Source organism: Rhodococcus sp. Q1 (assembly GCF_004153645.1).
Taxonomy (GTDB): Bacteria; Actinomycetota; Actinomycetes; order Mycobacteriales; family Mycobacteriaceae; genus Rhodococcus; species Rhodococcus gordoniae.
In genome coordinates this window covers 632,318-659,171 of the sequence record NZ_SDMJ01000002.1, presented here as the reverse complement: position 1 = coordinate 659,171, position 26,854 = coordinate 632,318, and the positions used below count along the sequence as shown (strand labels likewise).

The following is a 26,854-nucleotide window of genomic DNA, read 5'->3' as shown; positions in this document are numbered from 1 at the left end:
CGACTACCGTCCCGATCATGAACGGCCGGCTGACTCCCGAACTCGTCCGCACCGCACCCAAAGTGGTCCTCCACGATCACCTCGACGGCGGTCTCCGTCCGCGGACGGTCCTCGAACTCGCGGACGCGTGCGGCTGGTCGCTGCCGGCGCACACCGAGGCGGACCTCGCGCGCTGGTTCCGCGAGTCCGCCGACAGCGGGTCGCTCGAGCGCTATCTCGAGACGTTCGAGCACACCGTCGCCGTGATGCAGACGGCGCCGGGGCTCGAACGTGTCGCCCGGGAATGCGTCCTCGACCTCGCCGACGACGGCGTGGTGTACGCCGAGGTGCGGTTCGCGCCCGAACAGCACCTCGAGAAGGGGCTGTCGCTCGACGAGGTCGTCGAGCACGTCCTCGAAGGGTTCCGGGCGGGAGAATCGGAGGTGGCGGCGAGCGGCCGGCGCATCCGCGTGCGCTGCCTGCTCACCGCGATGCGGCACGCGGCGCGGTCGTTGGAGATCGCCGAGCTCGCCGTGCGCTTCCGCGACCGCGGAGTGGCGGGCTTCGACATCGCCGGCGCCGAGGCGGGCAACCCGCCCAGCCGTCATCTCGATGCCTTCGAGTACACACGCGCGGCCAACGCCCACTTCACGATCCATGCCGGGGAGGCGTTCGGACTCCCGTCCATTCACGAGGCCGTCGCCTTCTGCGGTACCGACCGGCTCGGCCACGGCGTGCGGATCGTCGACGACATCGAAGTGCACGCCGACGGAACCGCCACTCTCGGACGGCTCGCGAACTACATCCGCGACAAGCGCATCCCGCTCGAACTGTGCCCGTCCTCGAACGTGCAGACCGGCGCGGTGCGTGCCCTGTCGGAGCATCCCTTCGACCTGCTGGCCCGCCTGCGCTTCCGCGTCACCGTCAACACCGACAACCGGCTGATGAGCGACACCACGATGACGCAGGAGATGGTGCGGCTCGTCGACACCTTCGGCTACGGGTGGGTCGACCTCGAACGGTTCACGATCAATGCCATGAAGTCGGCATTCCTCCCGTTCGATCAGCGGCTCGAGCTGATCGACGACGTCATCAAGCCGGGATACGCCGTCCTCGTCGGCTAGAACCCGCCCAGAACCCGCGTCAGTGCCGGCCCGACGCGGCCCGCGTCAGTGCCGGCGCAGTCGCGCTTCGAACTCGCGCTCGAGTTCGCGCCAGGCGAGCGCCTCGGCGTCGAACGGCGGCTTCGGTACCGGGTGCCCCGAATCGGGCTCGATCGCGTAGTTGACGAACGATCCGAGGTCCGTGGACGCGGCGAGAGCGGCGTCGGTCGACTCGTCGTCCGCGAAGTTCGCTGCGTCGACGAACAGTTCGACCGCCAGTTCGAGCTGGTCGGGGTCGACGGCCTCGACACCCTCGGAGATGTCGTCGGCGATTCCGGTGAGCACGTAGACGTTGTCGTCGGTGACCGTCACGTCGAGCGAACCGTCGACGGCCGCGAGCTGGATCTCCGTGTACGGCTCGAGTGTCGCGAGGTCGTGGTCGTGGTTGTCGGCGAGATGGCGGGCCAGCGCGCGTTCGGACGGGAAGACGTCGATCGTGCCGTCGTGACCCAGGAAGACGGCGTCGTCGTTCACGTAGCACCGCAGCGAGTACCAGGTGCCATCGGTGGTGATGATCCGGATGGGGTCGATGCCGACCCTGCCCCAGAACTCGTACCCGTCGTCCTCGTCGTCTCCGTCGATGAACTCGTATTCGTCGTCGGCGTCGACATCTTCGACTGTGTCGTCGGCCTCGACCTCGTTCTCGTCGACCGCGACGAATTCGGATTCGATCTCGGCGACCACCGCGGCGTCGACGTCGGGCGTGGTCATCACCGCGTCGAGGGCGTCGATCACGGCGTCCCAGTCCTGCGCGACCGCCGTCCCGATGCGGTTCCACAGGTCGAGACCCTCACGGGTGCGGAAGGCCGAGACGCCGTGCTGCAGCAGAGTGTCGATCTCTTCGCGTTCGAAGAATTTGGTCACGACGTCGATATCGCAGACGTCGCCGAGGATGCTCACGATGTCGAAGGTGTCCTGCAGTTCGGACACGGAGACCGGATCGGGGTCGTCGGCCACGAGTTCGGGCACGCCGACGAGGTCGTAGGTGTGCGGCTCGGCGGGTTCGAACTCGGAGGCCGCGAGCTTCGAGACGATCGGCCACGCCTCGTGCTCGACGAGATCGTTGTCGGCTCCCGACCGCACGAATGCGACGAGCTCCGGGACCGACGGGAAAGCGTACAGATCATCACCGTGGCCGAGGAATGCCTCCCACTCGTCGTCGCCTTCGCGCCAGCGCGGCGCCCAGAGCGTCACGAGGTTGCCGTCGGTGAGACCGAGCTCGATCGGGACGATGTCTCCAGCCATGGCGCGAAGCCTAGCCATGTCGGCGCCGAGAATATAGCCGGGGGCAGCTCCGCCGGTGGTTCACCGCTGTAGCGGGTGGTCGCCGGCGGCGAGCGGAGTGTCGTCGCCCACAGTGAGGGACGCGCGCAGCTCCTCCATCGCGGTGACGCGCGCGGCCGCGGCGTCCCTGGCGGCCTCGTGCACGGTCGCGAGGATCGCAGCCGCCAGTTCCCGGGCATCGGCACCGCCGATCGGTTCGGACAGCCGGAGCCCTTCGAGCGCTCCCGACCCGTCCACGCGGGCGGTCACGCGCCCGTCGGGACTGCTGGCGATGCCCCGGACGGCGTCGAGCCGCTCGACCGTGCGTTCGAGCGCATCGAGCCGGAGGTGGGCCCGGTCGACGATCGCCTCCACCATCGGTTCGCTCATCGGACGAGCCCTCGCGGCAGCTCGGCCGGCCCGGCTGCCAGGTCGGCGCGGGAGGGGAGCCGCATCCGGTCGAGGATCTCGCGGGGGACACCCTCGGCGGCGAGGCGTTCGCCGCGGATCACCGCTGCCTCGAGGGCGGCCTGCCTGTTCAGGTCGAGAATCCGATCGGCCAGTTGCTGTGCTCCGTAACGCAACTCGTGGGGGTCGATGCGGAGATCCACGGGCAGGCCGCTGTCCGTCGTCCGCACCGAGATCGTCCCGGCCCGGTTGTGGGCGGTGGCCGTGATCGGTTCCGTCGTCGTGCTGTCCATATCGGGTTGGACGCAGCACGGGCACGGCCGGTTCCCGTGTCGTGCGGATTCTCTGCCGGCATCAGCCGGAGGTGGGCCGGTAGACACCCTGGAACGCCATCGCGCCGTTCGTGGTGCGTATCGGCGTCACCGCGACGGGGTCGCCGGCCTCGACCATCATGCCGTTGCCCACCACCATCGCCACGTGCCCGTCCCATACGACGAGGTCTCCGGGCAGGGCAGTTGCAGGATCCACCCGCGTGCCGACGTCCTGTTCCTGGGCCAATCGGGGCAACTCCAGGCCCGCCTGTGCGTAGGCGTACTGCGTCAGGCCGCTGCAGTCGAGTCCGGATCCGGGGGTCGTGCCACCCCAGACGTACGGCGTGCCCTGTTCTGCGAGGGCATGGCGCACGGCTGCCGCGGCGGTCTCGTTCGGCGCCCGGCTGATGCTGCCGTCCGGAAGCCGGACCTCGACGCCGCCGGAGGATCCTCCACCGAAGGTATGCAACGCCCGTGGATCGCCGGCGGCCGATGGATCGGCACTGCGAGGGTCGCCGGGTGCGGTGCCGGGGGACGAGGGGGCCGGCGGGAGGAGCGCGGTCGCCCGATCGGTCAGCTCCGCGAGCGCGCCGGTCACCCGCGTCAGCACGTCCAGCCCGGCGACGAGATGATCGATCGCCACGGCGAGGAGCGCGAGCTGTCCCTGCGGGAGAGCGGTCGCGGGTGCTGCCTGCTCGGCATAGGTGACGAACGAGTCGACGAGACGAGCCAGTTCGGCCGCACCGGTGAGCACCGTGACCGTGGCCTCGAGCGCGATCCCGGCGAGCGCCACACCACGATCGGCCGCCGCGAGCACGTCGGTGAGCACCTGCTCGGCACTCGCGATCGCCTGCGAGGCGGCCGGACCGCACCAGCTCCAGGCGAGCTCCGCGACGGCGTCGCGACCGACCGCGTGCACCTCCTCGGCCCACTGCGCGCCGATACGGATCATCTCGCCCGGGTCGATCCCGGGCGGCACCGCGGTGCCGAACGCCCCGAGCAGGTCGGTCAGCGGCGCGAGGAGCAGGTCACCTGCGATCACAGCTCCTCCGAGAGGGCGCCCAGCCGGGTGGCGGTCTCGGTGGTGGTCCGTTCGTAGGCGTCCGCGGAGGCCGTCGCGGCGTCCCCCATACCGCCGAGCAGGCCGCCGAGCCGGTCGAGATCGCGTGCGTGGGCCGTGTGGGTCGCGGTGAGCGCGGCGAGGACCGGCGCGCCGATCGGTCCCAGTACGGCGCTCAGCGTCGAGGGATCGCCGTGACGCGTCCTGTCGGCGGCGTCGTGGAGGCGCGCGGCCAGAGCCGCAGCCTCGTCACCGAACCTCCTGACAGCGGTCGTGTCGATCCGTATCGCGTCCCTGTCGCAGTACTCGGTCACATCGTCGCCTCTCGCGTCGCTCCTGTGGGATTCGGCACCTCCGGGAGGGTTCCGTCCCTGTCGGGTTCGACGCACCCGCAGGCCGGTCGGTTCCGTCGTTCTATTCTTCGGACATGGATTCGCTCGTCGTCGACCACCCGCTCGCTGCTTCGCTCCTGACCGTTCTCCGCGACGAACGCAGCGACAACGCTGCCTTCCGGCACGCGTTGAGCCGACTCACCCAGATGCTCGTCTACGAGGCGGTGCGCGATGCGCCCATCGCGACGTTCGAGGTCAGGACGCCGGTCGCCGTGACGACCGGAGTGCGGCTGCAGCAGCCGCCGTTGCTCGTCCCGGTCCTGCGCGCCGGCCTCGGCATGGTCGAGCAGGCCCACGCCCTCATTCCTCAGGCCCAGGTCGGTTTCGTCGGACTCGCTCGCGACGAGAAGACCTTCGAGCCGGTGCCCTATCTGGAGTCGCTGCCGGAGGACCTGTCGGGTCTTCCGGTCTTCGTTCTCGATCCGATGCTCGCGACCGGCGGGTCGATGGTGCACACCCTCGACATCCTCGCCCAGCGCGGAGCCACCGATATCACCGCGATCTGTGTGGTCGCGGCGCCGCAGGGGGTGGAGGCTCTCGCCTCGTCGGGTCATCCGGTCCGGTTGGTCACGGCGTCGGTCGACGAAGGTCTCGACGAGGACAGATACATCGTGCCGGGTCTCGGTGATGCGGGGGACAGGCAGTTCGGACCGCGATGACGCCGGGTCGTCCGTTGCCGGTGTGACTGGTGGTACGGATGTGACATCGGACCGCTGTCATCTCGTTATCGAAAAAGAACCCGACGGTCTCGGTTGTTCCATACGCTCGGTGGGCTCCGTGTGAAGTCCACTGTGTAGGTACAGCCAGAGATGGGGTCGGCGGAATGGCAAAGTTTTTCTCTCGCACACTGATTCGTGAAAGTGCCAGGGTCGCTTCGGTGGGCGCGGTGGCCGTGCTCGCCGCGGTGACGAGTCACGGTACGGCTGCGGCCGCCGTCGACAACTCGCGCATCCTCCCGCTGGACGGAGGGCACGCGATCGAAGTGATCCAGGCCGACACCTCGACACAGTCGGTGCCGCCGCTCGACAGCTCACCGCTGAGTGTCGAGTTCTTCCACGACGAGGTTGCGACCGTTCGGATCACCGGTCCGAACGCGGCGAACTTCGCCGGGACGGCGGTGGAGGTCGGTTTCCAGGTCGGCTACCCGGTCGCGCTGCCGGGGGCGACCGTCACCGTCGTCACCCCGAGCCTGTCGTGGGGCGTGGAGAACGGTGCGGCCATCGGCCTCACGCTCGACAGTGAAGGTGGGGCCTCGCTCGATCTCGGCTTGGAGTCGGGGGGTTCGCTCAGCGGCGACATCATCCCGTCCCAGGAGATCGAGATCCCGCTCGAGCCCGGCGGCATCACCTCCGTCCCGATCGTGGAGGACTTCCGGTTCGACGGCAGCTCGACGACCATCCGGATCGCCGGCGTGCACGGTTCGGTCTCGGGAGCCATCGGTCCGGTGATGATCCGGCCGTACCTGAAGGCCGTCACCGCAGACCGGAACACCGTCGTGACCTACGGTGTGCCACAGCAGGTCTGACCGGGCCGGACCGGACGGGGATCAGAGGATCTCGTCACCGAGCGAGGCCGCCCATCCGCGCAGGGCGTCGAGTATCGTCTCCGCGGCCGGGCGGTCCCGCTCCGCGACCACCTCCAGGTAGACCTTGAGCTTCGGTTCGGTGCCCGAGGGGCGCACCACCACGCGCACCCTCGGCCCGTCCGCGACGTCCTCGCGACTCTCGAAGACGAGAGCGTCGGTGTGCATCGGTCCGGGGCTCTCGGCGAGGTCGATCGCGGTCACCGGTAGACCCGCAAGAGTCGCCGGCGGCGCTGATCTCAACCGCGTCATCACGGTGCCGATGTGCCGTAGGTCGTCCACGCGGATCGACACCTGACCGCCGACGTGGACTCCGAGTTCGCGATGCAGGTCGTCGAGTGCGTCGGTGAGGGTCCGGCCGGCCTGCTTCAGCTCCGCGGCGTAGTCGGCGGTCACCACGGCCGTCGCGATGCCGTCCTTGTCGCGCACCGCCTCCGGGTCCACGCAGTGCCCGATCGCTTCCTCGTAGGCGTAGACGAGACCGTCGCCGGCGCGGGCCAGCCATTTGAATCCCGTGAGTGTCTGCGCGTACCGCGCGCCGCGCGCGGCCGCGAGCCGGCCCAGCATGGTCGACGAGACTACGGTGGTCGCGACCAGCGATCCGGGCGGCGACGACGCGAGGATGCGGTCGCCGAGCAGAACTCCGGTCTCGTCGCCGCGAAACATCGTCCACCCCTGCGGGGTCGGGACCCCGACGGCGCACCGGTCGGCGTCGGGATCGAGGGCGAGGGCGAGGTCGGCGTCGACCTCCGCTGCCAGCGCGAGGAGAGCGTCGGTCGCACCGGCTTCCTCGGGGTTGGGAAAGGCGACGGTGGGAAACGCCGGATCCGGCGCGAACTGGGACGGCACCACGTGGATGTCGTCGAATCCCGCGGCGCGCAGCGCCGCGACCGCCGTCTCACCGCCGACACCGTGCAGGGCCGTCAGGGCGATACGCACCGCTCGGTGCGGAGAGCGGGGGAGCGACGCGACCCGGGCGAGATAACGATCGACGAGTTCGTCGCCCGACGGCGCGACCGGCACCCGGGGCACGGTCGCGGCATCACCGATGGCGTCGATCGCCGCTTCGATCTCGCGGTCGGCCGGTGCGGCCAGCTGCGCCCCGTCCGCGAGGTAGACCTTGTAGCCGTTGTCGGCGGCGGGATTGTGCGACGCCGTGATCTGCACTCCTGCAACGGCGCCCAGTGCCCGCACTGCGAAGGCGGTCACCGGGGTGGGGAGCGGCCGCCCGAGTGCGACGACGTCGAAACCGGCTGCGGTGAGGACTTCTGCGGCGGCGGTGTGGAATTCCGCGGAGCCCGTGCGGGCGTCGCGACCGACGACGACGGTGCCGCCGCCCTGTCCGTTCGCCTCGAGCCACGCCGCGAGCCCGGCGGTGGTGCGGACGACGACGGGCACGTTCATACAGTCCGGCCCGTCACCCACCGGGCCGCGCAGACCGGCGGTGCCGAAGCGCAACGTCACAGCCGGGCCGCCAGATCGCGCAGGAGATCGCCCATCCGGGTCGCGGCCGCACGGCCCGCGGCGAGCACCTCGAGGTGGTCGAGGGGAGCGCCGGTGATGCCGGCCGCGGCGTTGGTCACCAGCGAGACCGCGAGCACCCGCGCTCCGGCCGCGCGGGCCGCGATGGTCTCGTGGACCGTGGACATGCCGACGAGGTCGGCGCCGAGCGTGCGCAACATCCGGATCTCCGCCGGTGTCTCGTAGTGGGGGCCGGGAAGACCGGCGTAGATCCCTTCGGCCAGCGACGGATCGATCTCCCGGGCGAGGGCGCGCAGCTCCGTCGAGTAGGCGTCGACGAGATCGACGAACTGGGCGCCGACCAGAGGGGAGCGGCCGGTGAGGTTGAGATGGTCGGAGATGAGAACGGGCTGACCGACGGAGAACTCGGGGTCGATCCCGCCCGCCGCATTGGTGAGGACGACGGTGCGGGCACCCGCCGCGACCGCCGTGCGCACGGGATGGACGACACGGGCGAGGTCGTGTCCCTCGTAGGCGTGGATCCGGCCCGCGAGGACGAGGACCGCGTTGTCGCCGGCGCGCACCGAGTGGATGTTCCCGGCATGTCCTTCCGCCGTCGGCGGCGCGAATCCGGGCAGCTCGCTCATCGGGATCGTGGCGACGGGGATGCCGAAACTCTCGACCGCGGCCCGCCAGCCGGAGCCGAGGACGACGGCGACGGGATGTTCGGCCACTCCCGTCCGTTCGGCGAGTGCGGCGGCTGCGGCATCGGCGGCCGCGGCGGGGTCGAAGACGTGATCGGGTGCTCCCATGGCATCGGACCCTAATCGCTCACCGCATGTTACTCGCGGGTAAGGAGGCGCGGTATGCTGACGTGCATGCCTTACCTCGAACGTGACGGCGACGTCTTCGTCCTGCATCTCGGTGACCGTGACGTGGACGGCTCCGAGAACCGGTTCCACCCGGACCGCCTCGCCGCGATCCACCCCCTCCTCGACGAGGTGGAGGCGCACGACGGTCCCACGGCCCTCGTGACCGCGGCGACCGGCAAGTTCTGGAGCAACGGACTCGACGTCGACTGGGTCGGCGCGAACCTGCCGGACCTGCCGACCTATCTGGACTCGGTCCACGATCTCTACGTGCGGCTCCTCACCTTCCCCGCGGCGACGGTCGCGGCCGTCCAGGGGCACGCCTTCGGTGCCGGTGCGATGCTCGCGCTCGTGCACGACTTCCGGGTGATGCGCGCCGACCGCGGGTTCTGGTGCCTGCCGGAAGTGCAACTGAACATGCCGTTCACCGTCGGGATGTCCGCCCTGATCCGCTCGCGCCTGCCGATCCAGACGGCCGTGGAGGCCATCACCACCGGTCGCCGCTACGGCGGGGACGACGCCGTGACCGCGGGCATCGCCGAGCAGGCCGTGGGCGGCGACGGCGTGCTCGCCGCCGCAGTCGAGCGGGCCGCAGCGCTCACCGCCACCCGCGGGCCGAATCTGGCGGGTATCAAGCGCGGACTGCACGCACCGCTGATCTCGGCACTGGAGATCCGGACCGACCCGTCGAACTTCCGGCTGGGCTGATCGCGGCCGGGGACGCTGCCGAACCGACACGGCCGGGAAGCTGCCGAACCGGTCGCACGCGCCGATCGATCGGGGCGCGGTGAGCATGACAGACTGGTCCCCGTGACGACCGAATACGCCACGGCCATCGAGGCCGCCTCCGACACCCTCGTCGGCCTGTCGCATTCGATCCACGCCGAACCGGAACTCGCCTTCGAGGAACACCGGAGCGCCGCGAAGATCGTCGAGGTGCTGCGCGCCCACGATTTCGATGTGACGACCGGCATCGCCGACCTGCCCACCGCCTTCGACGCGCGGTTCGGGAGCGGCGAACTCGTCCTCGCATTCTGCGCCGAGTACGACGCGCTGCCGGGAATCGGGCACGCGTGCGGCCACAACATCATCGCGGCGTCGGCCGTGGGTGCCGGGATCGGGCTCGCCGCGCTCGCCGACGAACTCGGCGTGACCGTGCGCGTCATCGGAACACCCGCGGAGGAGACCGGTGGCGGCAAGGTCCTCATGCTCGAGCGCGGCGTCTTCGACGGCGTCGGTGCGGCGATGATGGTGCACCCCGGCCCGTTCGACATCACGGGCGCGACGTCGCTCGCCCTCGCCGACATCGCCGTCGAATACGACGGCCGGGAGGCGCACGCCTCCGCCGCGCCCGAGTACGGGCTCAACGCCGCCGATGCGGCGACCGTCGCTCAGGTCGCGGTCGGTCTGCTCCGACAGCACCTGCATCCCGGGCAGCAGATCCACGGGATCGTCGCGCAGGGCGGAACCGCGCCGAACATCGTGCCGAGCCACACCGAACTGCTGTACTACCTGCGAGCGGGCACGAGCGAACTCCTCGACGACCTCGTCGAACGCTCGCGAAACTGCTTCGCCGCCGGTGCGCTGGCCACCGGATGCAACCACCGGATCCGGACCGTGTCGCCGACCTATGCCGAACTCACTCCCGACCCGTGGCTGGTGCAGGCATATCGTGAGGAGATCATCGGTCTCGGGCGCCGGCCGCTGCCCGTCGAGGAGGAAGGAGCGCGCCCCCTGGGCAGTACCGACATGGGAAACGTGACGAACGTGGTGCCGGGAATCCATCCGGTCATCGGACTCGACTCCGGTGGCGCGGTGACACATCAGGCGGCGTTCGCGGCCGCCTGTGTCACCGAGTCCGCCGATCGGGCAGTACTCGACGGAGCGCGCGCGCTCGCAGCGACCGCCGTGCGCGCGGCGACCGATCAGGTCCACCGGGCACGCCTCCTCGAACGGGTCGGGCGCCGATGAACCCGTACGTGGAGAAGTGGTTGGCCCGTCACACCGAGGATCTCTCGCTCTGGCGCCGTCACATCCATGCGAATCCCGAGCTCGCCCGGCAGGAGTACGCCACCACCGAGTTCGTCGCGAAGCACCTGCGCGCGGCAGGACTGGAACCGAAGGTTCTCCCTCGCGGCACCGGCCTGATCTGTGATCTGGGCCCGTCGGACGGACCGCGGATCGCTCTGCGCGCCGATCTGGACGCGCTGCCACTGCAGGAGACCACCGGGCTGCCGTTCGAGTCGACCGTCCCCGGCGTCTCGCACGCGTGCGGGCACGACGCCCACACGACGGTGGTGCTCGGTGCGGGGCTGGCTCTCGCCTCGATGCCCGAACTGCCGGTCGGCGTCCGGCTGATCTTCCAACCCGCGGAGGAGGTCATGCCCGGCGGGGCGATCGACGTCGTCGCGGCCGGCGGTCTCGACGGGGTCTCACGCATCTTCGCCCTGCACTGCGACCCGCGCCTCGAGGCGGGCAAGGTGGGGATGCGGGTCGGGGCGATCACCTCCGCGGCCGACACCGTCGAACTCGTCCTCGACTCGCCCGGGGGGCACACCTCGCGGCCGCACCTGACCGGCGATCTCGTCTACGGTCTCGGCGCCGTCATCACCGGTCTTCCCGGCATGCTCAGCCGCCGCATCGATCCGCGCACCGGCACCGTCATGGTGTGGGGCACGGTCAGCGCCGGAAAGGCCCCCAATGCGATCCCGCGCACCGGCATGCTGGCGGGCACCGTCCGCACCGGCGACCACGACACCTGGCAGCTGCTCGAACCGATGGTCCGCGAAATCGTGCACGGCCTGCTCGCGCCGACCGGTGTCAGCTACGAACTGAACTACCGCCGTGGTGTCCCGCCCGTGGTCAACGACGAGGGGTCGGCGCGCATGTTCGAGGACGCGATCCGCGCGACCGGTCCCGACGCTCTGGCGGATACCCCGCAATCCGGTGGGGGAGAAGACTTCTCGTGGTATCTCGAACACGTCCCCGGCGCGATGGGCCGGCTCGGGGTGTGGCCGGGGGTCGGGCCCGAACTCGACATCCACCAGCCCACCTTCGATCTCGACGAGCGGGCACTCGCCGTGGGCGTGCGGGTGATGACGAATCTGGTGCTGGGCGCAGGGTGAGAGCGCGTCGCGGATGATCCCGGCGCGTACCGCCGGGATCTCCCGTCCCCTCTAGAAGCTGTCGGGTCGTCCCGGTCCGACGTTGCGGCTGTTGCGGGTCCGCAGATCCCGTACGTAGTCGGAGGGAGCTCCGGCGATCTCGGCCGCATCGGCCATCACGCCCAGATAGCGCGCCGACGGCAGCCCGCCCTCGTATCCGTCCACGACGTACAGCCAGGCGAGGACCGGGCCGTCGGCGGTGTCGACGCGCACGCGGATCTTGCGGTGGAACCCGAGTTCGGCTCCCTCCCACCGATCGAGACTGCGCTCGTCGTCCTCCGGCACGTCGTAGAGCACGACGAACACCTTCGAGTCCGAATCCTCGACGACGGTCGCGAGGGCGCCCTCCCAGCCGATGTCGGCGCCGGCGAAGGTCAGCCGCCAACCGTGCAACCAGCCGGTTCCCGCCATCGGCGAATGCGGGCAGCGCGTCAGCATCTGCTCGGGATGCATGTTGGACCCGTAGGCGGCGTAGATCGGCACGAGGATAAGGCTAACCCGTCGTCCGCCGGAGTCGTCGGAGGGGCAGTGGAGCGCCGTTGTGTGCCGGGTCGACCGGTCCCTGTGCGCGAGGCGGGGGCATTGGCATAGCGTTGAGGCCGACGTGTGTGCCCACCAGGCGCTCACGTGCAGCCCGACCCGGCACCCTTCGGAATCGATACAGAGGAGAACAATGACCCGGATCGTGATCATCGGCGGCGGCCCCGCAGGATACGAGGCGGCGCTGGTGGCATCCCAGTACGGCGCGACGGTGTCACTGATCGATTCGGACGGGATCGGCGGCGCCTGCGTGCTCTTCGACTGTGTTCCCTCCAAGACCTTCATCGCCTCGACCGGCGTGCGCACCGACATGCGCCGCGCCGCCGACCTGGGCATCGAACTCGAACGCGCCGAAGTGTCGCTGCCGCAGGTCCACGGCCGTGTGAAGAGCCTGGCCCGCGCGCAGTCCGCCGACATCCGCACCAAGCTCGAGGCCGCGGGGGTCACGCTGTTCTCCGGTTACGGCGAGCTCGTCGACGCGCAGCCCGGCATGGCCGCTCACCAGGTGCGCGCCAAGCTGCTCACCGGAGAGGAGAAGGTGCTCGACGCCGACGTCGTCCTGATCGCGACCGGTGCGAGCCCGCGCATCCTGCCGGGCGCGGAACCGGACGGTGAGCGGATTCTCACCTGGCGTCAGCTCTACGACCTCGAGAAGCTGCCCGAGCACCTCGTCGTGGTCGGGTCGGGTGTCACCGGCGCCGAGTTCGTCTCCGCCTACACCGAGGTCGGAGTGCGGGTCACCGTCGTCTCGAGCCGCGACCGGATCCTGCCGCACGAGGACGAGGACGCGGCCCTCGTGCTCGAGGACGTCCTCACCGAGCGCGGTGTGACCCTCGTCAAGCACGCCCGTGCCGACCGGGTCGAACGCACGGAGGACGGCGTCCGCGTGCTTCTCGCCGACGGTCGGATCGTCGAGGGCAGTCACGTGCTGATGACCGTCGGCTCGGTGCCGAACACCCGGGATCTCGGTCTCGACAAGGTCGGGCTCGAACTCGACCGGGGCGGCTACCTTCCCGTCGACCGGGTCTCCCGCACCGCCGTCCCCGGCATCTACGCCGCGGGCGACTGCACCGGACTGTTGCCGCTCGCGTCGGTCGCGGCCATGCAGGGCCGCATTGCGATCTATCACGCGCTCGGTGAGGGTGTGAGCCCGATCAAAATGAAAACTGTTGCAGCAGCAGTGTTCACGCGTCCCGAGATCGCCGCTGTCGGTGTCAGTCAGGCGACGATCGACAAGGGCGAGGTACCCGCACGCACCGTGATGCTCCCGCTCAACACCAACCCGCGCGCCAAGATGTCCGGTCTGCGGCGCGGTTTCGTGAAGATCTTCTGCCGCCCCGCGACCGGCGTGGTCATCGGCGGCGTGGTGGTCGCACCGACCGCCTCGGAGCTGATCCTGCCCATCGCGCTGGCGGTGCAGAACAACCTGTCGGTCAACGACCTCGCGCAGACCTTCTCGGTCTACCCCTCGCTGAGTGGATCGGTGACCGAGGCCGCCCGTCAGTTGATGCGCCACGACGACCTGGACTAGATGCCGGACGGGGCGGGATCCGTGCGGATCCCGCCCCGGTCAGGCCCAGTCGTAGGTGCGTTCGACCGCCTTGTTCCATTCGCCGAACAGGCGTTCGCGTTCGTCGACGGGCATCGCGGGTTCCCACGTGCGGTCCGCGGCCCAGTTGCGGCGGATCTCCTCCTCGTTCTCCCAGAAACCCACGGCGAGCCCGGCCGCGTAGGCGGCTCCGAGCGCGGTGGTCTCCGCGACCGTGGGCCGCACGACCGGGACGCCGAGGATGTCGGACTGGAACTGCATGAGCAGGTCGTTGGCCACCATGCCGCCGTCGACCTTGAGGGTGCGCAGATCGACACCGGAGTCGGCGTTCATGGCCTCGATGACCTCCCGGGTCTGGTAGGCCGTCGCCTCGAGGGCCGCGCGTGCGAGGTGGCCCTTCTCGACGAAGCGTGTCAGGCCCGCGATGACACCCCGCGCGTCGGGGCGCCAACGTGGCGCGAACAATCCCGAGAAGGCCGGCACGAAATACGCTCCGCCGTTGTCGGGGACGCTCGCGGCGAGGGTTTCGATCTCGCCGGCGGAGCGGATGAGCCCGAGATTGTCGCGCAGCCACTGCACCAGCGAACCGGTCACGGCCACCGAACCTTCGAGGGCGTAGACCGCGGGGGCGTCACCGATGCGATAGCACACGGTGGTGAGCAGGCCGTGTTCGCTGCGGACCGGGGTCGTGCCGGTGTTGAGCAGCAGGAAGTTGCCGGTGCCGTAAGTGTTCTTCGCTTCGCCGGGGGACAGGCAGCCCTGGCCGAAGGTCGCGGCCTGCTGGTCGCCGAGGATGCCTGCGATCGGGACCCCCGCGAGCGGTCCGCGTTCGCGGGCGCGCCCGTACACCTCCGACGAACTGCGGATCTCCGGCAGCATCGACTCCGGGATGCCGAGTTCGGCGCAGATCGCCGGATCCCACTGCTGGGTCTCGAGATTCATCAGCAGTGTCCGGGAGGCATTGGTCACATCGGTGATGTGCAGGCCCGGCGGCTGGTCCTCCTCGCCGACACCGCCGGTGAGATTCCACAGGATCCAGCTGTCGACGGTGCCGAACGCGAGATCGCCGGCCTCGGCGCGTTCGCGGGCACCGTCGACGTTGTCGAGGATCCACCGCACCTTCGGCCCGGCGAAATAGGTCGACAGCGGCAGGCCGGTGATCTCGCGGTAGCGATCGGGCCCGGCGTCGCCGGCGAGTTCCTCGACGAGCGTGTCGGTGCGGGTGTCCTGCCAGACGATCGCGTTGTACACCGGTTTTCCGGTGGTGCGATCCCACACCACAGTGGTCTCGCGCTGGTTCGTCAGACCGATCGCCGCGATGTCGCTGCGTCGCAGATCCGCTTTGGCAAGCGCCGCGGCTCCCACCTCACGGGTGTTGAGCCACAGTTCTTCCGGATCGTGTTCGACCCATCCCGACCGCGGGAAGAACTGTCGGTGTTCCTTCTGCGCGATCGACACGATGCGCCCGTCGTGGTCGAAGATGATGCACCGGCTGGACGTGGTGCCCTGGTCGATCGCCGCGATGAACTGGTTCACAGGTGGTCCTCGGGTGAAGGGGACGGCTCGGGTCGGCAACGCTTCCGCTGCGCGCTGCGTCGCTCAAGCTACTAGCCTTGATCGGGATACGTCGGCGACTCACGGGAGCGGGTGCGGTGACCAACCAATCGGGTGTGCAACTCCTCGGACCTCGGCAACGCGCCGACGCCTGGCGTCGGCTCGCCACCGAACAGTTCGACGTCGTCGTCATCGGCGGAGGTGTCGTCGGGGCGGGAGCAGCTCTCGACGCCGCGACCCGTGGTCTGCGGGTCGCGCTCGTCGAGGCCCGGGACTTCGCGTCGGGCACGTCGAGCAGGTCGTCGAAGATGTTCCACGGTGGTCTGCGCTATCTCGAACAACTCGAATTCGGCCTGGTGCGGGAAGCCTTGCGCGAACGCGAACTTGCCCTGACCACGCTCGCCCCGCACCTGGTCAAGCCGCTCGAGTTCCTGTTCCCGCTCACCCATCGGGTGTGGGAGCGGCCGTACGTGGCGGCGGGGATCTTCCTCTACGACCGGATGGGCGGCGCGAAGTCCGTTCCGCCGCAGAAACACCTGACACGTTCGGGTGCCCTGCGGATGGTTCCCGGTCTCAAGCGGAATTCGCTCGTCGGCGGAATCCGCTACTACGACACGGTCGTCGACGACGCCCGGCACACGATGACGGTCGCCCGGACGGCCGCGCACTACGGTGCGGTGGTGCGCACGTCCACACAGGTCGTCGGTTTCCTGCGCGAGGCGGATCGCGTCTCGGGTGTGCGTGTGCGCGACAGTGAGGACGGGTCGGTCACCGAGGTGCGGGCGCACGCCGTGATCAACGCGACCGGTGTGTGGACCGACGAGATCCAGTCGTTGTCGCGGCAGCGCGGCCGGTTCCGGGTCCGCGCCTCGAAGGGCGTGCACATCGTCGTTCCCCGCGACCGGATCGTGAGCGACTCCGCGATCATCCTGCGGACCGAGAAGTCGGTGCTGTTCGTCATCCCGTGGGGCAACCACTGGATCATCGGCACCACCGACACCGACTGGAATCTCGACCTGGCGCACCCGGCCGCGACGAAGGCCGACATCGACTACATCCTCGACCATGTCAACCGCGTGCTCGTCGTCCCGCTCACCCACGACGACATCGACGGTGTCTACGCCGGTCTGCGGCCGTTGCTGGCGGGGGAGAGCGACGAGACGTCGAAGCTCTCGCGCGAGCATGCTGTCGCGCGGGTGGCGCCGGGACTCGTGGCCATCGCCGGCGGCAAGTACACGACCTACCGGGTCATGGCCGAGGACGCCGTCGATCTCGCGGCCGAGGACATCCCGGCCCGGATCGCGTCGTCGATCACCGAGAAGGTGCCCCTCGTCGGGGCCGACGGGTATTTCGCGCTGGTCAACCAGACCATGCATCTCGCCGAGCAGTACGGTCTGCATCCCTATCGCGTCAAGCATCTGCTCGACCGCTACGGCTCCCTCGTCGAGGACGTGCTGAGCCTCGCGAAGGGCCGGCCCGAATTGCTCGAACCGCTGACCGATGCTCCCCAGTACCTGCAGGTCGAGATGGTCTACGGCGCGGCGGCCGAAGGAGCCCTGCACCTCGAGGATCTCCTGGCGCGCCGGACCCGGATCTCGATCGAGTACCCGCACCGCGGGCTGCACTGTGCGGAGCAGACGGCCCGACTGGTTGCTCCGGTCCTGGGCTGGGACGACGCGGCCGTCGACCGGGAGGTCGCGACGTACCGGGCGCGGGTCGAGGCCGAGATCGAGTCGCAGAGCCGTCTCGACGACGAGTCCGCGGATGCGCTCAGAGCGGCGGCGCCCGAGGCTCGGCCGGAAATCCTCGAACCGGTGCCGATCAAGTAGCCGAGGCGGCGCGCGACGGGTCTCGGTGTGCGACGGGTCTCAGTGCGTGAGCACGACCTTCACGACGACCACGATCGTCGCGATCAGAGCCACTCCCACCGCGGCCACCACGGTCCGGTGGTTCGGTCTGCGGTTCTGCAGCCGGCGCACGACGAACACGGTCGAGCCGATACGGATCAGCACGGCGACCTCGGCGAGGATGTGTGCCGTGCGGGGCTCGAGCCAGCCGATCCAGGCCGTGGCGAGCACGAGACAGGGCAGCACCGCCGACGACAGGATGGGAACCGAGTCGCGAAGTTCCTCGATGCGTTCGCTACGTGAGAGTTGTTCACCCGAACGAACGGACTGGGCGACCGACTCCGCGAAGACATGGGCGATGAACGTCGAAAGCGCGGTGCCGATCACGATCGCGATCCCGATGTACTCGGGTGAGCGCGTGATGGGGACGAGCGCGGCCAGCACCAGGATGTTGCCGTAGACGTAGGCGCTGATGCGGGAGGCCGCCGACTCCGGGGACAGAGGGCGGCGCCGTCCGGACGACAGGTACGAAGGCGTGGACACCTCGATAGCGTGACACAGACCGGGCTCGCCGACCTCGGTGTCGGGCGGGATGTGTCAGGGTGAAACGGCGGTGGGGCGGTGCCGGTTCGCCACGTCCGGGCTGTAGTGCACCGGTGAGTCGCGGCGGTCGAGGGGCGGAAGGTTGCGCCCGGGTGTCTCGAGCAGACCGGTATCGGCCGGGATCCGCCCGCATGCTCGGTCCCAACCGGCACGGGCCCGCGGGTGGTAGCGGTACCGCCACGGCACGAGCTTCGTGCCGAATCCGATCGTGCGGCCGACGAGTGCGTGCAGTGTCTGCTCCGGCCGGCTCCACCGGTAACCGAGCAGCTCGCGCACCGGCGGGTCGTACAACCCGATGGTGAGCCACAGGAAACCGGCGGTCACCGGCGGGCGGATCAGCTTCCAGACCCCTTCGGGGAACCACCGCAGGAAGGGCGGGTGCCCGAGATTCGACAGGTCGAGCACGTCGCGGGTTGCCTTGTTGTCCTCGAGCACGGTGCGGCACATGCGGTCCCAGTACGCGAGGAAGTCCTCCCAGGACTCGGGGACCGGGTGCATCGGCATGCCGTACAGCCGGTACCACTGCACGTGCTCGTCGAACAGCCGGTGCTTCTGCTCGACGGTGAGCGGTCCGTCGAACCACTCGATGGAGACGACGAGACTGTAGAAGAAGGTCGCGTGCGCCCAATAGAAGGTGCCGGGATCGAGCGCGTGGTACCTGCGGCCGTGCTTGTCGACTCCCTTGACGGTGTTGTGGTAGCCGCGCACCTTCGCCGCGGTCTCCGGGGCGCGGGCACCGTCGAAGACGACCCCGTAGATCGGGTACAGCGACCGGTAGAGGCGTTCCCATCGTTCGTCGAAGAACGTCGAGTGTTCCTCGACACCGGCCCCGAGCCCGGGATGCATGTTCTGCATCGACCCCGCCCAGGGTCCGAAGAGCATTCCCCGCCACCCGCCGAAATATCTCCACGTCAGCGACTCGGTCCCCAACGGTTCCGGGGGCGCCGGTCGTGGTGTCGCGGCCTGCGACGACTCGGCGGTGCCGGACCCGGCGGAACCCTGACCACACATGTTGTCAGAGTAGGATTCGGCGGGCATGCAGTCAACGACGGGACGAAACAGAGTGGACACCACGCGCCGCAGCTGGGCGGGCGTCGGCATCGACGAACGCCGTCGGCTGCGCAGAAAACGTCTCCTCGCCGTGGGTGTCGAACTGCTCGGAGCGCCGGACGGCGCGGCAGCGAACGTCCGGGCCGTGTGCCGTGCCGCCGAACTCACCGAACGGTATTTCTACGAGAGCTTCGCCGACCGCGACACCTTCGTCCGCGAGGTCTACGCCCACGTGGCCGACCGCGCCCACGACGCACTGACCGACGCTCTGATCTCCGCGCAGGCCACCGGGCGGGCCGAGGCCGCTGTGCGGGCGTTCATGGAACTCATGGTCGACGATCCCGCGAAGGGACGCGTTCTCCTCCTCGCTCCGCTGCGCGAACCCGCGATCGGCCGGCGCGGCATCGAACTCGCACCGACCTTCGTCGCACTCGTGCGCGACCAGCTGCCCCCGGGCGGCGACGACGGTCATCGCCACATGGTCGCCGTGGGGGTCGTCGGGGCCCTCACCAGCCTGTTCATGGGGTACCTCGAAGGAGATCTCGCGGTCTCGCGCGAGGCCCTCGTCCGGCACTGCGTCGCGCTCGTCGAACAGAGCGGTCGGGCGGGATGCCTGCAGGACGATCAGACGGCGGAACCGCCCGGGCGCGGCTGACATCGCGGGCACCGGTAGACCACCCGTTCGGGGTCGGTCGCGGTGCCGATCTCTCCGGACCGGATCGGGGTCCGGCAGCGACGGCACGGCTTCCCCCGACGCCCGTAGACCCACAGAGTGCGACCGGGACGCCGGTCGCCGGTGGTGATGCGCGTGGTCCGGTCGCGGTTGGCGACCAGCAGCCTGTGCGCGAGGTCGATCCACGCCGCCGGGTCGCCGGCCCGCGCAACCGGCGTCCACGGATCGACGCCCCGCAGGAAGCACAGTTCGGAGCGGTACACGTTGCCGACGCCCGCCATGATGCGCTGATCGAGCAGCGCCACCCCGATCGGGCGGTCCGGATCGCGCGCGAGATTCGCCGCTGCGCGCTCGGGATCCCAGTCGGGACCGAGCAGATCCGGTCCGAGATGCCCCACGGCGTCGTCCTCCCGGTCGCGGGCGAGTACCTCGACGATGCCGAGTTCGAACCCCACCGCCTGGACGTCCTCGGTGCCGAGCACGATGCGGGCCTTGTATCCGGGCTTGCGCCAACGAGTTCCACGCGGGTACACGTGCCATTCACCTTCCATCTTCAGGTGCGAATGGATCGAGACGTCGGCGACCCGGATCAGCAGGTGCTTACCGCGGGAGAGGACCTCGTCGACCGTGTGCCCGGTGAAATCGGCGGTGGCGAAACGCGGCACGCGGAAGTCCGTCTCCGTGAGCACCTGTCCTTCCAGAGCCGTACGGAGGCGGTGCGCGGCGCGGAACACGGTGTCTCCTTCGGGCACGTCAGAACCTCAGCCGGTAACCGCGCGGCGTCGCCGAGAATCCTGCCTCGGCAAGGAAATCGGCGAACTCGTGCCCGTGGATCGAGGCGCCGTCGACCTTCTCGACGACGATCTTGTCGACACCTCCGCGTTTGACGGTCGCGGCGAGGGACGCGCACGCGGTGCGCAACCGGCCCGGGTCGTCGTCGAAGGTGAGCAGGGTGCGACCCCCTCGTTCGACGAACAGCACGAGCGCACCGTCGGCGAGTACCACGAGACCACCGGCCTTGCGGCCCGGCCGGTGCCGCGGGGCGTCGTCGTCGGCGGACGACGACGGCCACGGGAGTGCCGCGCCGTACGGATTGGCCGGATCGCAGGCCGCGAGCGTGACGGCCGCGGTCTCCGAGTGCCGGCCCTCGATCGAATCCGAGAACGAACGCAGGCGGTCGACGACCGACGGCGTCGAGAACTGGGCCCCGCCGAGCGAGTCGACGAAATAGCCCCGGCGGCACCGGCCCGTCTCCTCGAAGCGGCTGAGCACCTTGTACATCGTCGCGAAACCGCCGGGTACTCCCTCGCCGACGACGACGCCGCGGGTGACCACGCCGTACCGCTCGAGCAGCAGTTCGGCGGTGGTGTGCGCGCGGACCGTCGCGTCGGTCTCGCGGTCCGGCACCATCGACCAGCGCCCGCTCACCGTCGGCGGTCCGGTACGGCTCGGCAGTGTGGGCCGTGCCCGGTACATCCGGGCCCGCGGTGCCCGGCGCGGGGTGCGGTGGGCGGGCTTGGCGCGGGAGGTGTCGCCGATCAGGGCGCGCAGCGGGGCGAGGGTGTCGCCCGTGACGTGCCCGCTCCACACCAGTTCCCACAGCGCGTCGGCGACCGTCGTGTCGCTCGCCGTGGTGTGGAGTGCGGTGACCGCGTCGGCAAGTTGCCGGAAGAAATAGGCACCCCCGCCGGACAGCGAGTCGAGGATCGCCTGATGCACCGGACCGAGTTCGATGTCGTCGACCGGTGCCAGGCTCACCGGCGCCAGATCCGCCGGATGCAACGCCACCCACCCGTCCTTCCCCGAGATCGATCCTGTCCCCGACCACAGGACCTCGCCGGTCGTGGTGAGCTCGTCGAGCATCGTCGGTGTGTAGTCCCGCACTCGGGGAGCAAGGATCAGCGGTTCGAGGGCGCTCGCGGGCACCGGCACGCCGGCGAGTTGTTCGACGACGGTGAGAACACCGTCGAGGCCGTAGAGCGCACTCGTACCCGGCCCGGTACCGAGGTGATGCCAGTCGGGGAGGAACCGTCCCAGAGTCGTGGTGCTGACCGGCTCGACGTCCTGCCGGGCGGCTGCCAGCGACCGGCGCCGCAACCTCCGCAACACCTCGGTGTCGCACCATTCCGATCCGGTTGCGCCCGGACGGAATTCGCCTGCAGTGACGCGCTTCTCGGCGGCGAGCCGGTCGAGGACGGACTCGACGACCGCCGTGCCCAGCCCGAACCGGGCGGCGGCCTGCGCGGTGGTGAACGGGCCGTGGGTGCGGGCGTGCCGGGCGATCAGATCGCCGAGCGGATCGGAGACCGGCTCGACGAAGACGGTCGGCACCCCGATCGGCAGAGGAACACCCAGCGCGTCGCGCAGGCGGGAGGCGTCCTCGATCGCCGCCCACCGGTGCTCACCCGCATACGACACGCGCAGTGCGCGTCGCTGTGCCACGAGATCGTCGATCCACGCGCTCGGATCGTCGGTGGTGCGCTCGCGCAGTTCGGTGTCGGTGAGCGGACCGAGCAGCCTCAGCAGGTCGGCGACACCCTCGGCGTCGCGTGCGCGTCGCTCCGGAGTCAGCCGTTGCAGTTCGTGTTCGGCCTCGGTGATGACGTCGGCGTCGAGCAGTTCGCGCAACTCCACCCGGCCGAGCAGTTCGGCGAGCAGCGTCGAGTCGAGCGACAGTGCCGCGGCCCGGCGCTCGGCGAGTGGACTGTCGCCCTCGTAGAGGAACTCGCCGACATAGGAGAACAGCAGTGACGTCGCGAACGGTGAGGCCGTCGGAGTCTCCACCTCCACCAGACGGAGTTTGCGCTGGGCGATGCTGCCGAGCAGGTCGCGCAGAGCGGGCAGGTCGTAGACGTCCTGCAGGCACTCCCGGACCGTCTCCAGCAGGATCGGGAAGTCCGGATAACGACGAGCGACGTCGAGCAACTGCGCGGAGCGCTGACGCTGCTGCCACAGCGGGGCGCGCTTGCCGGGATTTCGGCGGGGCAGCAGCAGTGCCCGCGCCGCGCATTCCCGGAAGCGGGAGGCGAACAGTGCCGAGCCGCCGACCTGTTCGGTGACGATGTCGTCGATCTCGTCGGTGTCGAAGACGAAGATCTCCGAGCCCGGTGGGGCATCGTCGGTATCGGGCAGGCGGACGATGATGCCGTCGTCGGACGCGGTGGGATGCGATTCGACACCGTAGCGCTCGATCAGACGTGCCCCCACCGCAAGGGCCCACGGCGCGTGTACCCGTAAACCGAACGGCGAGTGCAGTACCAGACGCCAGTCGCCGAGCTCGTCGCGGAACCGTTCGACGACGAGCGTGCGGTCGGTGGGCAGGTGCCCGGTGGCCGTGCGCTGCTCGTCGAGCAACCGGATCAGATTCCCCGTCGCATAGTCGTCGAGACCGCCCTTGCGACAGCGGGTCTCGGCATCCTCCGGTGAGGCGTGCCCCATCTCGCGCAGGAATGCGCCGAGCGCGGCGCCGAGTTCGGCGGGGCGCCCCTGACTGTCGCCGTGCCAGAACGGCAATCGGCCGGGCCGGCCGTAAGCGGGGGAGACCAGCACCCGGTCGAAAGTGATCTCCTCGATCCGCCAGCTCGTCGCGCCGAGCGCGAAGACGTCGCCCACCCGCGACTCGTAGACCATCTCCTCGTCGAGTTCGCCCACGCGCGTGTTCTTCTCGCCCACCATGTACACGGTGAACAGACCGCGGTCGGGGATCGTGCCGCCGGACGTGACGGCGAGTCGCTGGGCGCCGGGCCTGCCGGTGAGGATGCCCGCCGTGCGGTCCCACACGACCCGGGGGCGCAGCTCGGCGAACTCGTCGGACGGATAGCGGCCGGCGAGCAGGTCGAGCACCGATTCGTAGACCCCGCGGGACAGGCTCGCGAACGACCCGCTGCGCCGGACCGTGTCGAACCAGTCGTCGACGTCGACGGGTTCGAGGGCCGTGGCCGCGACCGTCTGCTGGGCGAGCACGTCGAGCGGATTCGCCGGGACCTGCAGGGCCTCGATGTGACCCTCGACCATCCGCTCGACGGTCACCGCGCAGTGCACGAGATCGGTGCGGTGCTTGGGGAACAGCACCCCGCGCGAGGTCTCGCCCACCTGATGTCCGGCGCGGCCGACGCGTTGCAGACCGCTGGCCACCGACGGCGGGGCCTCGACCTGGATCACCAGATCGACCGCGCCCATGTCGATGCCGAGTTCGAGACTCGACGTCGCCACCACACACCGCAGCCGACCCGACTTGAGGTCGTCCTCGATCAGCGCGCGCCGGTCCTTGCTCACCGACCCGTGATGGGCGCGCGCGAGGACCGGTTCGGCCCCCGCGGACGTGTCGGTCGGCGACCCGAGCTGCGAGGGCGGTGCGCCCTCGTCGTCGACCGGATTTCCCGAGCGGTCGGCATGGATCTCGTTGAGCCGGGCGGTGAGGCGTTCGGACAGGCGCCGGGAGTTGGCGAACACGATCGTCGACCGGTGCTCGGTGATGAGATCGACGATCTGTTCCTCGACGTGCGGCCAGATCGATCCGGCCTGGGGAGTGGGGGACAGTGACTCCTCGTCGGGCTCGGAGACCCCGAGCTCGGTCATGTCCTCGACCGGTACGCGGACCGTGAGATCCCACGTCTTCGCCGACGGGGGCGCGACGATCCGGATGGGGGCGGAGCCGGTGAGGAATCGGCCGACCTCCTCGTGCGGCCGCACGGTGGCCGACAACCCGATGCGTTGGGCCGGGGCGCGCAGCAGCCGGTCGAGCCGCTCGAGCGACAGCGCGAGATGCGCCCCGCGTTTCGTGCCTGCCACCGCGTGGACCTCGTCGACGATCACCGTCTCGACCCCCACGAGGTTCTCCCGTGCGGACGAGGTGAGCATGAGGAAGAGGGACTCGGGAGTCGTGATGAGGATGTCCGGTGGTGTGCGGGCCAGGGCGCGACGATCGGCTGGGGAGGTGTCGCCGGAGCGCACGCCGACGGTGATGTCGGGTGGCGTCAGCCCCAGCCGTTTCGCGGTCTGCGTGATGCCGACCAGCGGGGAGCGCAGATTGCGCTCGACGTCGACGGCGAGGGCCTTGAGCGGTGAGACGTACAGCACGCGGGTGCGGTGTTCGCGTGCTGCGTGCTCGTCCGCCGGGGTGGACGCGAGCCGGTCGAGCGACCACAGGAACGCCGACAGGGTCTTGCCCGAGCCGGTGGGGGCGACGACGAGCGTGTGGGCTCCCGAGGAGATCGCCTCCCACGCGCCGAGCTGGGCCGGGGTCGGGGACTCGAATGCCCCCGCGAACCACGCTCGGGTCGGCGCGGAGAAACGATCGAGGATGTCGGTCACCATCCCATCGTCTACCCGCCGACCGACACACTCAGTCGTCGTACGCGAACCGGGCGATCTGACGGCAGTGGTCGTCGGCCCGGGAGTTGCGTCCGTCGCGCATCAACTCCGAGACGAGCGCCCGAGCCGGGGCACGCCACGGCAGAGCCGCGAACTGCTCCCGGGCGGCGGGTTCGTCGCTCCACACCACGCACACGACGGCACCCTCGTCGACGAAGGTGAGGGCGGGCGAGTCCGCCGCGAGCTGCTCACGTGTCGAGCCCGAGGCCTGCTCGAGTTCGGTTCCCGACACGCGGACGTAACCGGCGAGGCTCCGCTGTCCGCCGGAGAGGTCGAGGAACACCCCCGCGACCGCCAGGTCGCCGGCGTGCACCGACACCAGCGGCTTCCGGGGGTCGGTCGGCTCCTCGGGGGGAAGACACACGACGGACCAGTACTCGCATTCGCTCATGCGGGCGTTCGGCACGATCGACGACACGACGTCTCGAAGCCAGGCCGTGACGGACCCGAACTCCGGATACTGCTCGAGTTCGCGGTACTTGGTCTCGCGCAGTGGCAGGGCGGCCGTCGACGGGGGCACACGGGTGTTCACGCGACGATTATGACCGCTGCCGGTGTGGTGTGGGTCATCAGATCACCACTCCGGGATTCAGGATCGAGTTCGGGTCGAGTGCGGCCTTGATCCGCTCGGTCAACGCCATGACGTCCGGCCCCACCTGATCCGGCAGCCAGGCCTTCTTGAGCCGGCCGACGCCGTGCTCGCCGGTGATGGTGCCGCCGAGTTCGATGGCCAGATCCATGATTTTCCCGAACACCGCCTGTGCCCGCGCCGTCATGTCCCCGTCGGCGGGGTCGTAGACGATCAGCGGGTGGGTGTTGCCGTCGCCGGCGTGTGCGATCACGGCGACGGTGACGTCGTGTTCGGCGGCGAGCTCGGCGATCCCGCTCACCAGCGCGGGCAGGGCGGGGATCGGTACCCCGACGTCCTCGAGCAGCAGACTGCCGGTGCGTTCGACGGCCGGGATGGCCATGCGGCGGGCCACCGTGAACGCCTCGCCCTCCTCCGGATCGTCGGTCGCGAAGACGTCGTCGGCCCCGGCCTCGCGGCAGGCCCGCACCATGATCTCGATCTCCTCGGCGGCCGCCGCGCCCGGCGCGTCGGAACGGGCGATGAGCATCGCCTCGGTGCTGCGTTCGAGTCCCATCCGCAGCATGTCCTCCACGGCCCCGACGGTGGCCCGGTCCATGAATTCGAGCATGGCCGGTCGCAGCACGGCGGTGATGGCGACGACCGCGTCGGCGGCGGCCTGCACCGACGAGAACGTCGCGACCATCGTGGATCCGGGTGGCGGTGGTGGGACGAGACGCAGGGTCACCTCGGTGATGACGCCGAGCGTCCCTTCGCTTCCGACGAACAGTTTCGTCAGCGACAGGCCCGCGACGTCCTTGACCCGTGGCCCGCCGAGCCGCACCGCGGTGCCGTCGGCGAGGACCACCTCGAGTCCGAGCACGTAGTCGGTCGTCACCCCGTACTTCACGCAGCACAGGCCACCGGCGTTGGTGGCCGCGTTCCCGCCGATCGTGCAGATCTCGAACGACGACGGATCGGGCGGATACCACAGGCCTTGTTCGGCAGCCGCCTTCTTCACCTCGACGTTGAGCAGACCGGGCTGGGCGACCGCGGTGCGTGTCGCGGTGTCGACGGTGATCGCGCGCATCTTCTCGGTGCTCAGCACGATGCCGTCGGCGAGCCCGCCCGACCCGCCGGACAGGCTCGTGCCGGCACCCCGGGGTACCACCGGCACCTTGTGGGTGTTCGCCCACCGCAGCGTCGCCTGTACGTCGGCGGTGGATGTGGCCCGTACGAGCGCGAGGGGAACCGCGGCGTCCGGGTCCTGCGCCCGGTCCTGCCGGTAGCCGGCGAGGATGTCGGGATCGATGATCAGTGCGCCGGCGGGCAGTTGCCCGCGGAGTTCGTCGAGCAGGTTCCCTGGATACACGACCCAGGTCTACCACAGGATGTGTCACAGGCCACAGATCCTCTGATTGGGTGAAGTGTCGTCGGGTACCCCT

The 26,854-nt window shown here is 69.8% G+C and carries 24 protein-coding genes; 9 read left to right on the top strand and 15 right to left on the bottom strand.

Annotation, left to right across the window (positions count from 1 at the left end; all coding sequences use genetic code 11):
* Positions 1-17: 17 nt before the first annotated feature.
* Positions 18-1,103, top strand: a complete 1,086-nt coding sequence (locus EQ874_RS07920; RefSeq protein ID WP_064063864.1) for an adenosine deaminase — start codon at positions 18-20, stop codon at positions 1,101-1,103.
* 45 nt (positions 1,104-1,148) lie between these two features.
* On the opposite strand, the gene EQ874_RS07915 is transcribed toward EQ874_RS07920, so the two are convergent.
* From EQ874_RS07915 to EQ874_RS07895, 5 genes are all read right to left on the bottom strand, one after another.
* Positions 1,149-2,387, bottom strand: coding sequence for a primosomal protein (locus EQ874_RS07915; RefSeq protein WP_129976444.1), 1,239 nt, complete (start codon positions 2,385-2,387; stop codon positions 1,149-1,151).
* A 60-nt stretch (positions 2,388-2,447) separates the two neighbouring features.
* On the bottom strand, positions 2,448-2,795 hold the full coding sequence (locus EQ874_RS07910) for a YbaB/EbfC family nucleoid-associated protein (protein WP_129976443.1): 348 nt from the start codon (positions 2,793-2,795) through the stop codon (positions 2,448-2,450).
* Entirely contained in the window at positions 2,792-3,106 is a 315-nt protein-coding gene (locus EQ874_RS07905) for a hypothetical protein (RefSeq protein ID WP_016933799.1), read from the bottom strand. Before EQ874_RS07905 ends, EQ874_RS07910 begins: the two co-directional genes overlap by 4 nt.
* 61 nt (positions 3,107-3,167) lie before the next feature.
* Positions 3,168-4,166 (bottom strand): C40 family peptidase, encoded by a 999-nt coding sequence (locus tag EQ874_RS07900; protein ID WP_129976442.1) that lies wholly within the window; start codon positions 4,164-4,166, stop codon positions 3,168-3,170.
* Entirely contained in the window at positions 4,163-4,498 is a 336-nt protein-coding gene (locus EQ874_RS07895) for a type VII secretion target (protein WP_084421706.1), read from the bottom strand. Before EQ874_RS07895 ends, EQ874_RS07900 begins: the two co-directional genes overlap by 4 nt.
* 113 nt (positions 4,499-4,611) lie before the next feature.
* Between EQ874_RS07895 and upp the strand changes: the two genes are divergently transcribed.
* A complete protein-coding gene (gene upp, locus EQ874_RS07890) occupies positions 4,612-5,235 on the top strand; it encodes a uracil phosphoribosyltransferase (protein ID WP_016933796.1) in 624 nt (207 codons plus the stop codon).
* A 218-nt stretch (positions 5,236-5,453) separates the two neighbouring features.
* Entirely contained in the window at positions 5,454-6,101 is a 648-nt protein-coding gene (locus EQ874_RS07885; RefSeq protein WP_016933795.1) for an MspA family porin, read from the top strand.
* 21 nt (positions 6,102-6,122) lie between these two features.
* Here EQ874_RS07885 and EQ874_RS07880 read toward each other — a convergent pair whose 3' ends face one another.
* Both EQ874_RS07880 and EQ874_RS07875 read right to left on the bottom strand, forming a co-directional pair.
* Positions 6,123-7,622 (bottom strand): phospho-sugar mutase, encoded by a 1,500-nt coding sequence (locus tag EQ874_RS07880; RefSeq protein WP_064063870.1) that lies wholly within the window; start codon positions 7,620-7,622, stop codon positions 6,123-6,125.
* On the bottom strand, positions 7,619-8,431 hold the full coding sequence (locus tag EQ874_RS07875) for a purine-nucleoside phosphorylase (protein ID WP_064063871.1): 813 nt from the start codon (positions 8,429-8,431) through the stop codon (positions 7,619-7,621). The genes EQ874_RS07880 and EQ874_RS07875 overlap by 4 nt, the downstream gene beginning before the upstream one ends.
* Positions 8,432-8,497: 66 nt before the next feature.
* On the opposite strand from EQ874_RS07875, the gene EQ874_RS07870 reads away from it, so the two are divergent.
* From EQ874_RS07870 to EQ874_RS07860, 3 genes are all read left to right on the top strand, one after another.
* Positions 8,498-9,196: an enoyl-CoA hydratase/isomerase family protein gene (locus EQ874_RS07870; protein ID WP_129976441.1), complete on the top strand. Its 699-nt coding sequence runs from the start codon at positions 8,498-8,500 to the stop codon at positions 9,194-9,196.
* A 102-nt stretch (positions 9,197-9,298) separates the two neighbouring features.
* Positions 9,299-10,459, top strand: coding sequence for a M20 family metallopeptidase (locus tag EQ874_RS07865; RefSeq protein ID WP_064063872.1), 1,161 nt, complete (start codon positions 9,299-9,301; stop codon positions 10,457-10,459).
* The gene (locus EQ874_RS07860; RefSeq protein ID WP_016933250.1) at positions 10,456-11,613 is read left to right on the top strand and encodes a M20 family metallopeptidase; all 1,158 of its coding nucleotides are present in this window, start codon (positions 10,456-10,458) and stop codon (positions 11,611-11,613) included. Before EQ874_RS07865 ends, EQ874_RS07860 begins: the two co-directional genes overlap by 4 nt.
* A gap of 51 nt (positions 11,614-11,664) precedes the next feature.
* On the opposite strand, the gene EQ874_RS07855 is transcribed toward EQ874_RS07860, so the two are convergent.
* Entirely contained in the window at positions 11,665-12,135 is a 471-nt protein-coding gene (locus EQ874_RS07855; RefSeq protein WP_016933249.1) for a gamma-glutamylcyclotransferase, read from the bottom strand.
* Between the two features lie 190 nt (positions 12,136-12,325).
* Between EQ874_RS07855 and EQ874_RS07850 the strand changes: the two genes are divergently transcribed.
* Entirely contained in the window at positions 12,326-13,723 is a 1,398-nt protein-coding gene (locus EQ874_RS07850) for an NAD(P)H-quinone dehydrogenase (RefSeq protein WP_129976440.1), read from the top strand.
* Positions 13,724-13,762: 39 nt separating this feature from the next.
* Here the strand turns inward: EQ874_RS07850 and glpK are convergent, their stop codons facing one another.
* Entirely contained in the window at positions 13,763-15,277 is a 1,515-nt protein-coding gene (gene glpK, locus EQ874_RS07845) for a glycerol kinase GlpK (protein WP_129976439.1), read from the bottom strand.
* A 116-nt stretch (positions 15,278-15,393) separates the two neighbouring features.
* Here glpK and glpD point away from each other — a divergent pair, with 116 nt between their 5' ends.
* Positions 15,394-17,124: a glycerol-3-phosphate dehydrogenase gene (gene glpD / locus EQ874_RS07840; protein WP_129976438.1), complete on the top strand. Its 1,731-nt coding sequence runs from the start codon at positions 15,394-15,396 to the stop codon at positions 17,122-17,124.
* Between the two features lie 39 nt (positions 17,125-17,163).
* Here glpD and EQ874_RS07835 read toward each other — a convergent pair whose 3' ends face one another.
* Together EQ874_RS07835 and EQ874_RS07830 are read right to left on the bottom strand one after the other, a co-directional pair.
* Positions 17,164-17,685 (bottom strand): hypothetical protein, encoded by a 522-nt coding sequence (locus tag EQ874_RS07835; RefSeq protein WP_129976437.1) that lies wholly within the window; start codon positions 17,683-17,685, stop codon positions 17,164-17,166.
* A 54-nt stretch (positions 17,686-17,739) separates the two neighbouring features.
* Complete coding sequence (locus EQ874_RS07830; RefSeq protein ID WP_277986179.1) at positions 17,740-18,756, bottom strand: oxygenase MpaB family protein; 1,017 nt, start codon at positions 18,754-18,756, stop codon at positions 17,740-17,742.
* Positions 18,757-18,808: 52 nt separating this feature from the next.
* Between EQ874_RS07830 and EQ874_RS07825 the strand changes: the two genes are divergently transcribed.
* Positions 18,809-19,450, top strand: a complete 642-nt coding sequence (locus EQ874_RS07825; RefSeq protein ID WP_129976436.1) for a TetR/AcrR family transcriptional regulator — start codon at positions 18,809-18,811, stop codon at positions 19,448-19,450.
* Here the strand turns inward: EQ874_RS07825 and EQ874_RS07820 are convergent.
* Genes EQ874_RS07820 through EQ874_RS07805 form a run of 4 tightly spaced genes read right to left on the bottom strand, consistent with a single transcriptional unit; the run spans position 19,420 to position 26,781 of the window.
* Positions 19,420-20,220, bottom strand: coding sequence for a DNA-formamidopyrimidine glycosylase family protein (locus EQ874_RS07820; protein WP_064065315.1), 801 nt, complete (start codon positions 20,218-20,220; stop codon positions 19,420-19,422). The two genes, EQ874_RS07825 and EQ874_RS07820, sit on opposite strands and share 31 nt — an antisense overlap.
* Position 20,221: 1 nt before the next feature.
* Positions 20,222-24,784 (bottom strand): ATP-dependent helicase, encoded by a 4,563-nt coding sequence (locus tag EQ874_RS07815; protein ID WP_129976435.1) that lies wholly within the window; start codon positions 24,782-24,784, stop codon positions 20,222-20,224.
* A gap of 28 nt (positions 24,785-24,812) precedes the next feature.
* Complete coding sequence (locus tag EQ874_RS07810) at positions 24,813-25,373, bottom strand: hypothetical protein (protein ID WP_064065313.1); 561 nt, start codon at positions 25,371-25,373, stop codon at positions 24,813-24,815.
* A 37-nt stretch (positions 25,374-25,410) separates the two neighbouring features.
* Positions 25,411-26,781 (bottom strand): FAD-linked oxidase C-terminal domain-containing protein, encoded by a 1,371-nt coding sequence (locus EQ874_RS07805; protein WP_129976434.1) that lies wholly within the window; start codon positions 26,779-26,781, stop codon positions 25,411-25,413.
* Positions 26,782-26,854 lie beyond the last annotated feature (73 nt).

Bases quoted from the DNA above. Each gene is read 5' to 3' on its own strand.
- EQ874_RS07830 (WP_277986179.1), bottom strand. From the start codon at position 18,756: ATGTGTGGTCAGGGTTCCGCCGGGTCCGGCACCGCCGAGTCGTCGCAG.
- EQ874_RS07920 (WP_064063864.1), top strand. From the start codon at position 18: ATGAACGGCCGGCTGACTCCCGAACTCGTCCGCACCGCACCCAAAGTG.
- upp (WP_016933796.1), top strand. From the start codon at position 4,612: ATGGATTCGCTCGTCGTCGACCACCCGCTCGCTGCTTCGCTCCTGACC.
- EQ874_RS07910 (WP_129976443.1), bottom strand. From the start codon at position 2,795: ATGAGCGAACCGATGGTGGAGGCGATCGTCGACCGGGCCCACCTCCGG.
- EQ874_RS07905 (WP_016933799.1), bottom strand. From the start codon at position 3,106: ATGGACAGCACGACGACGGAACCGATCACGGCCACCGCCCACAACCGG.
- EQ874_RS07875 (WP_064063871.1), bottom strand. From the start codon at position 8,431: ATGGGAGCACCCGATCACGTCTTCGACCCCGCCGCGGCCGCCGATGCC.
- EQ874_RS07870 (WP_129976441.1), top strand. From the start codon at position 8,498: ATGCCTTACCTCGAACGTGACGGCGACGTCTTCGTCCTGCATCTCGGT.
- EQ874_RS07815 (WP_129976435.1), bottom strand. From the start codon at position 24,784: ATGGTGACCGACATCCTCGATCGTTTCTCCGCGCCGACCCGAGCGTGG.
- EQ874_RS07915 (WP_129976444.1), bottom strand. From the start codon at position 2,387: ATGGCTGGAGACATCGTCCCGATCGAGCTCGGTCTCACCGACGGCAAC.
- EQ874_RS07850 (WP_129976440.1), top strand. From the start codon at position 12,326: ATGACCCGGATCGTGATCATCGGCGGCGGCCCCGCAGGATACGAGGCG.
- EQ874_RS07860 (WP_016933250.1), top strand. From the start codon at position 10,456: ATGAACCCGTACGTGGAGAAGTGGTTGGCCCGTCACACCGAGGATCTC.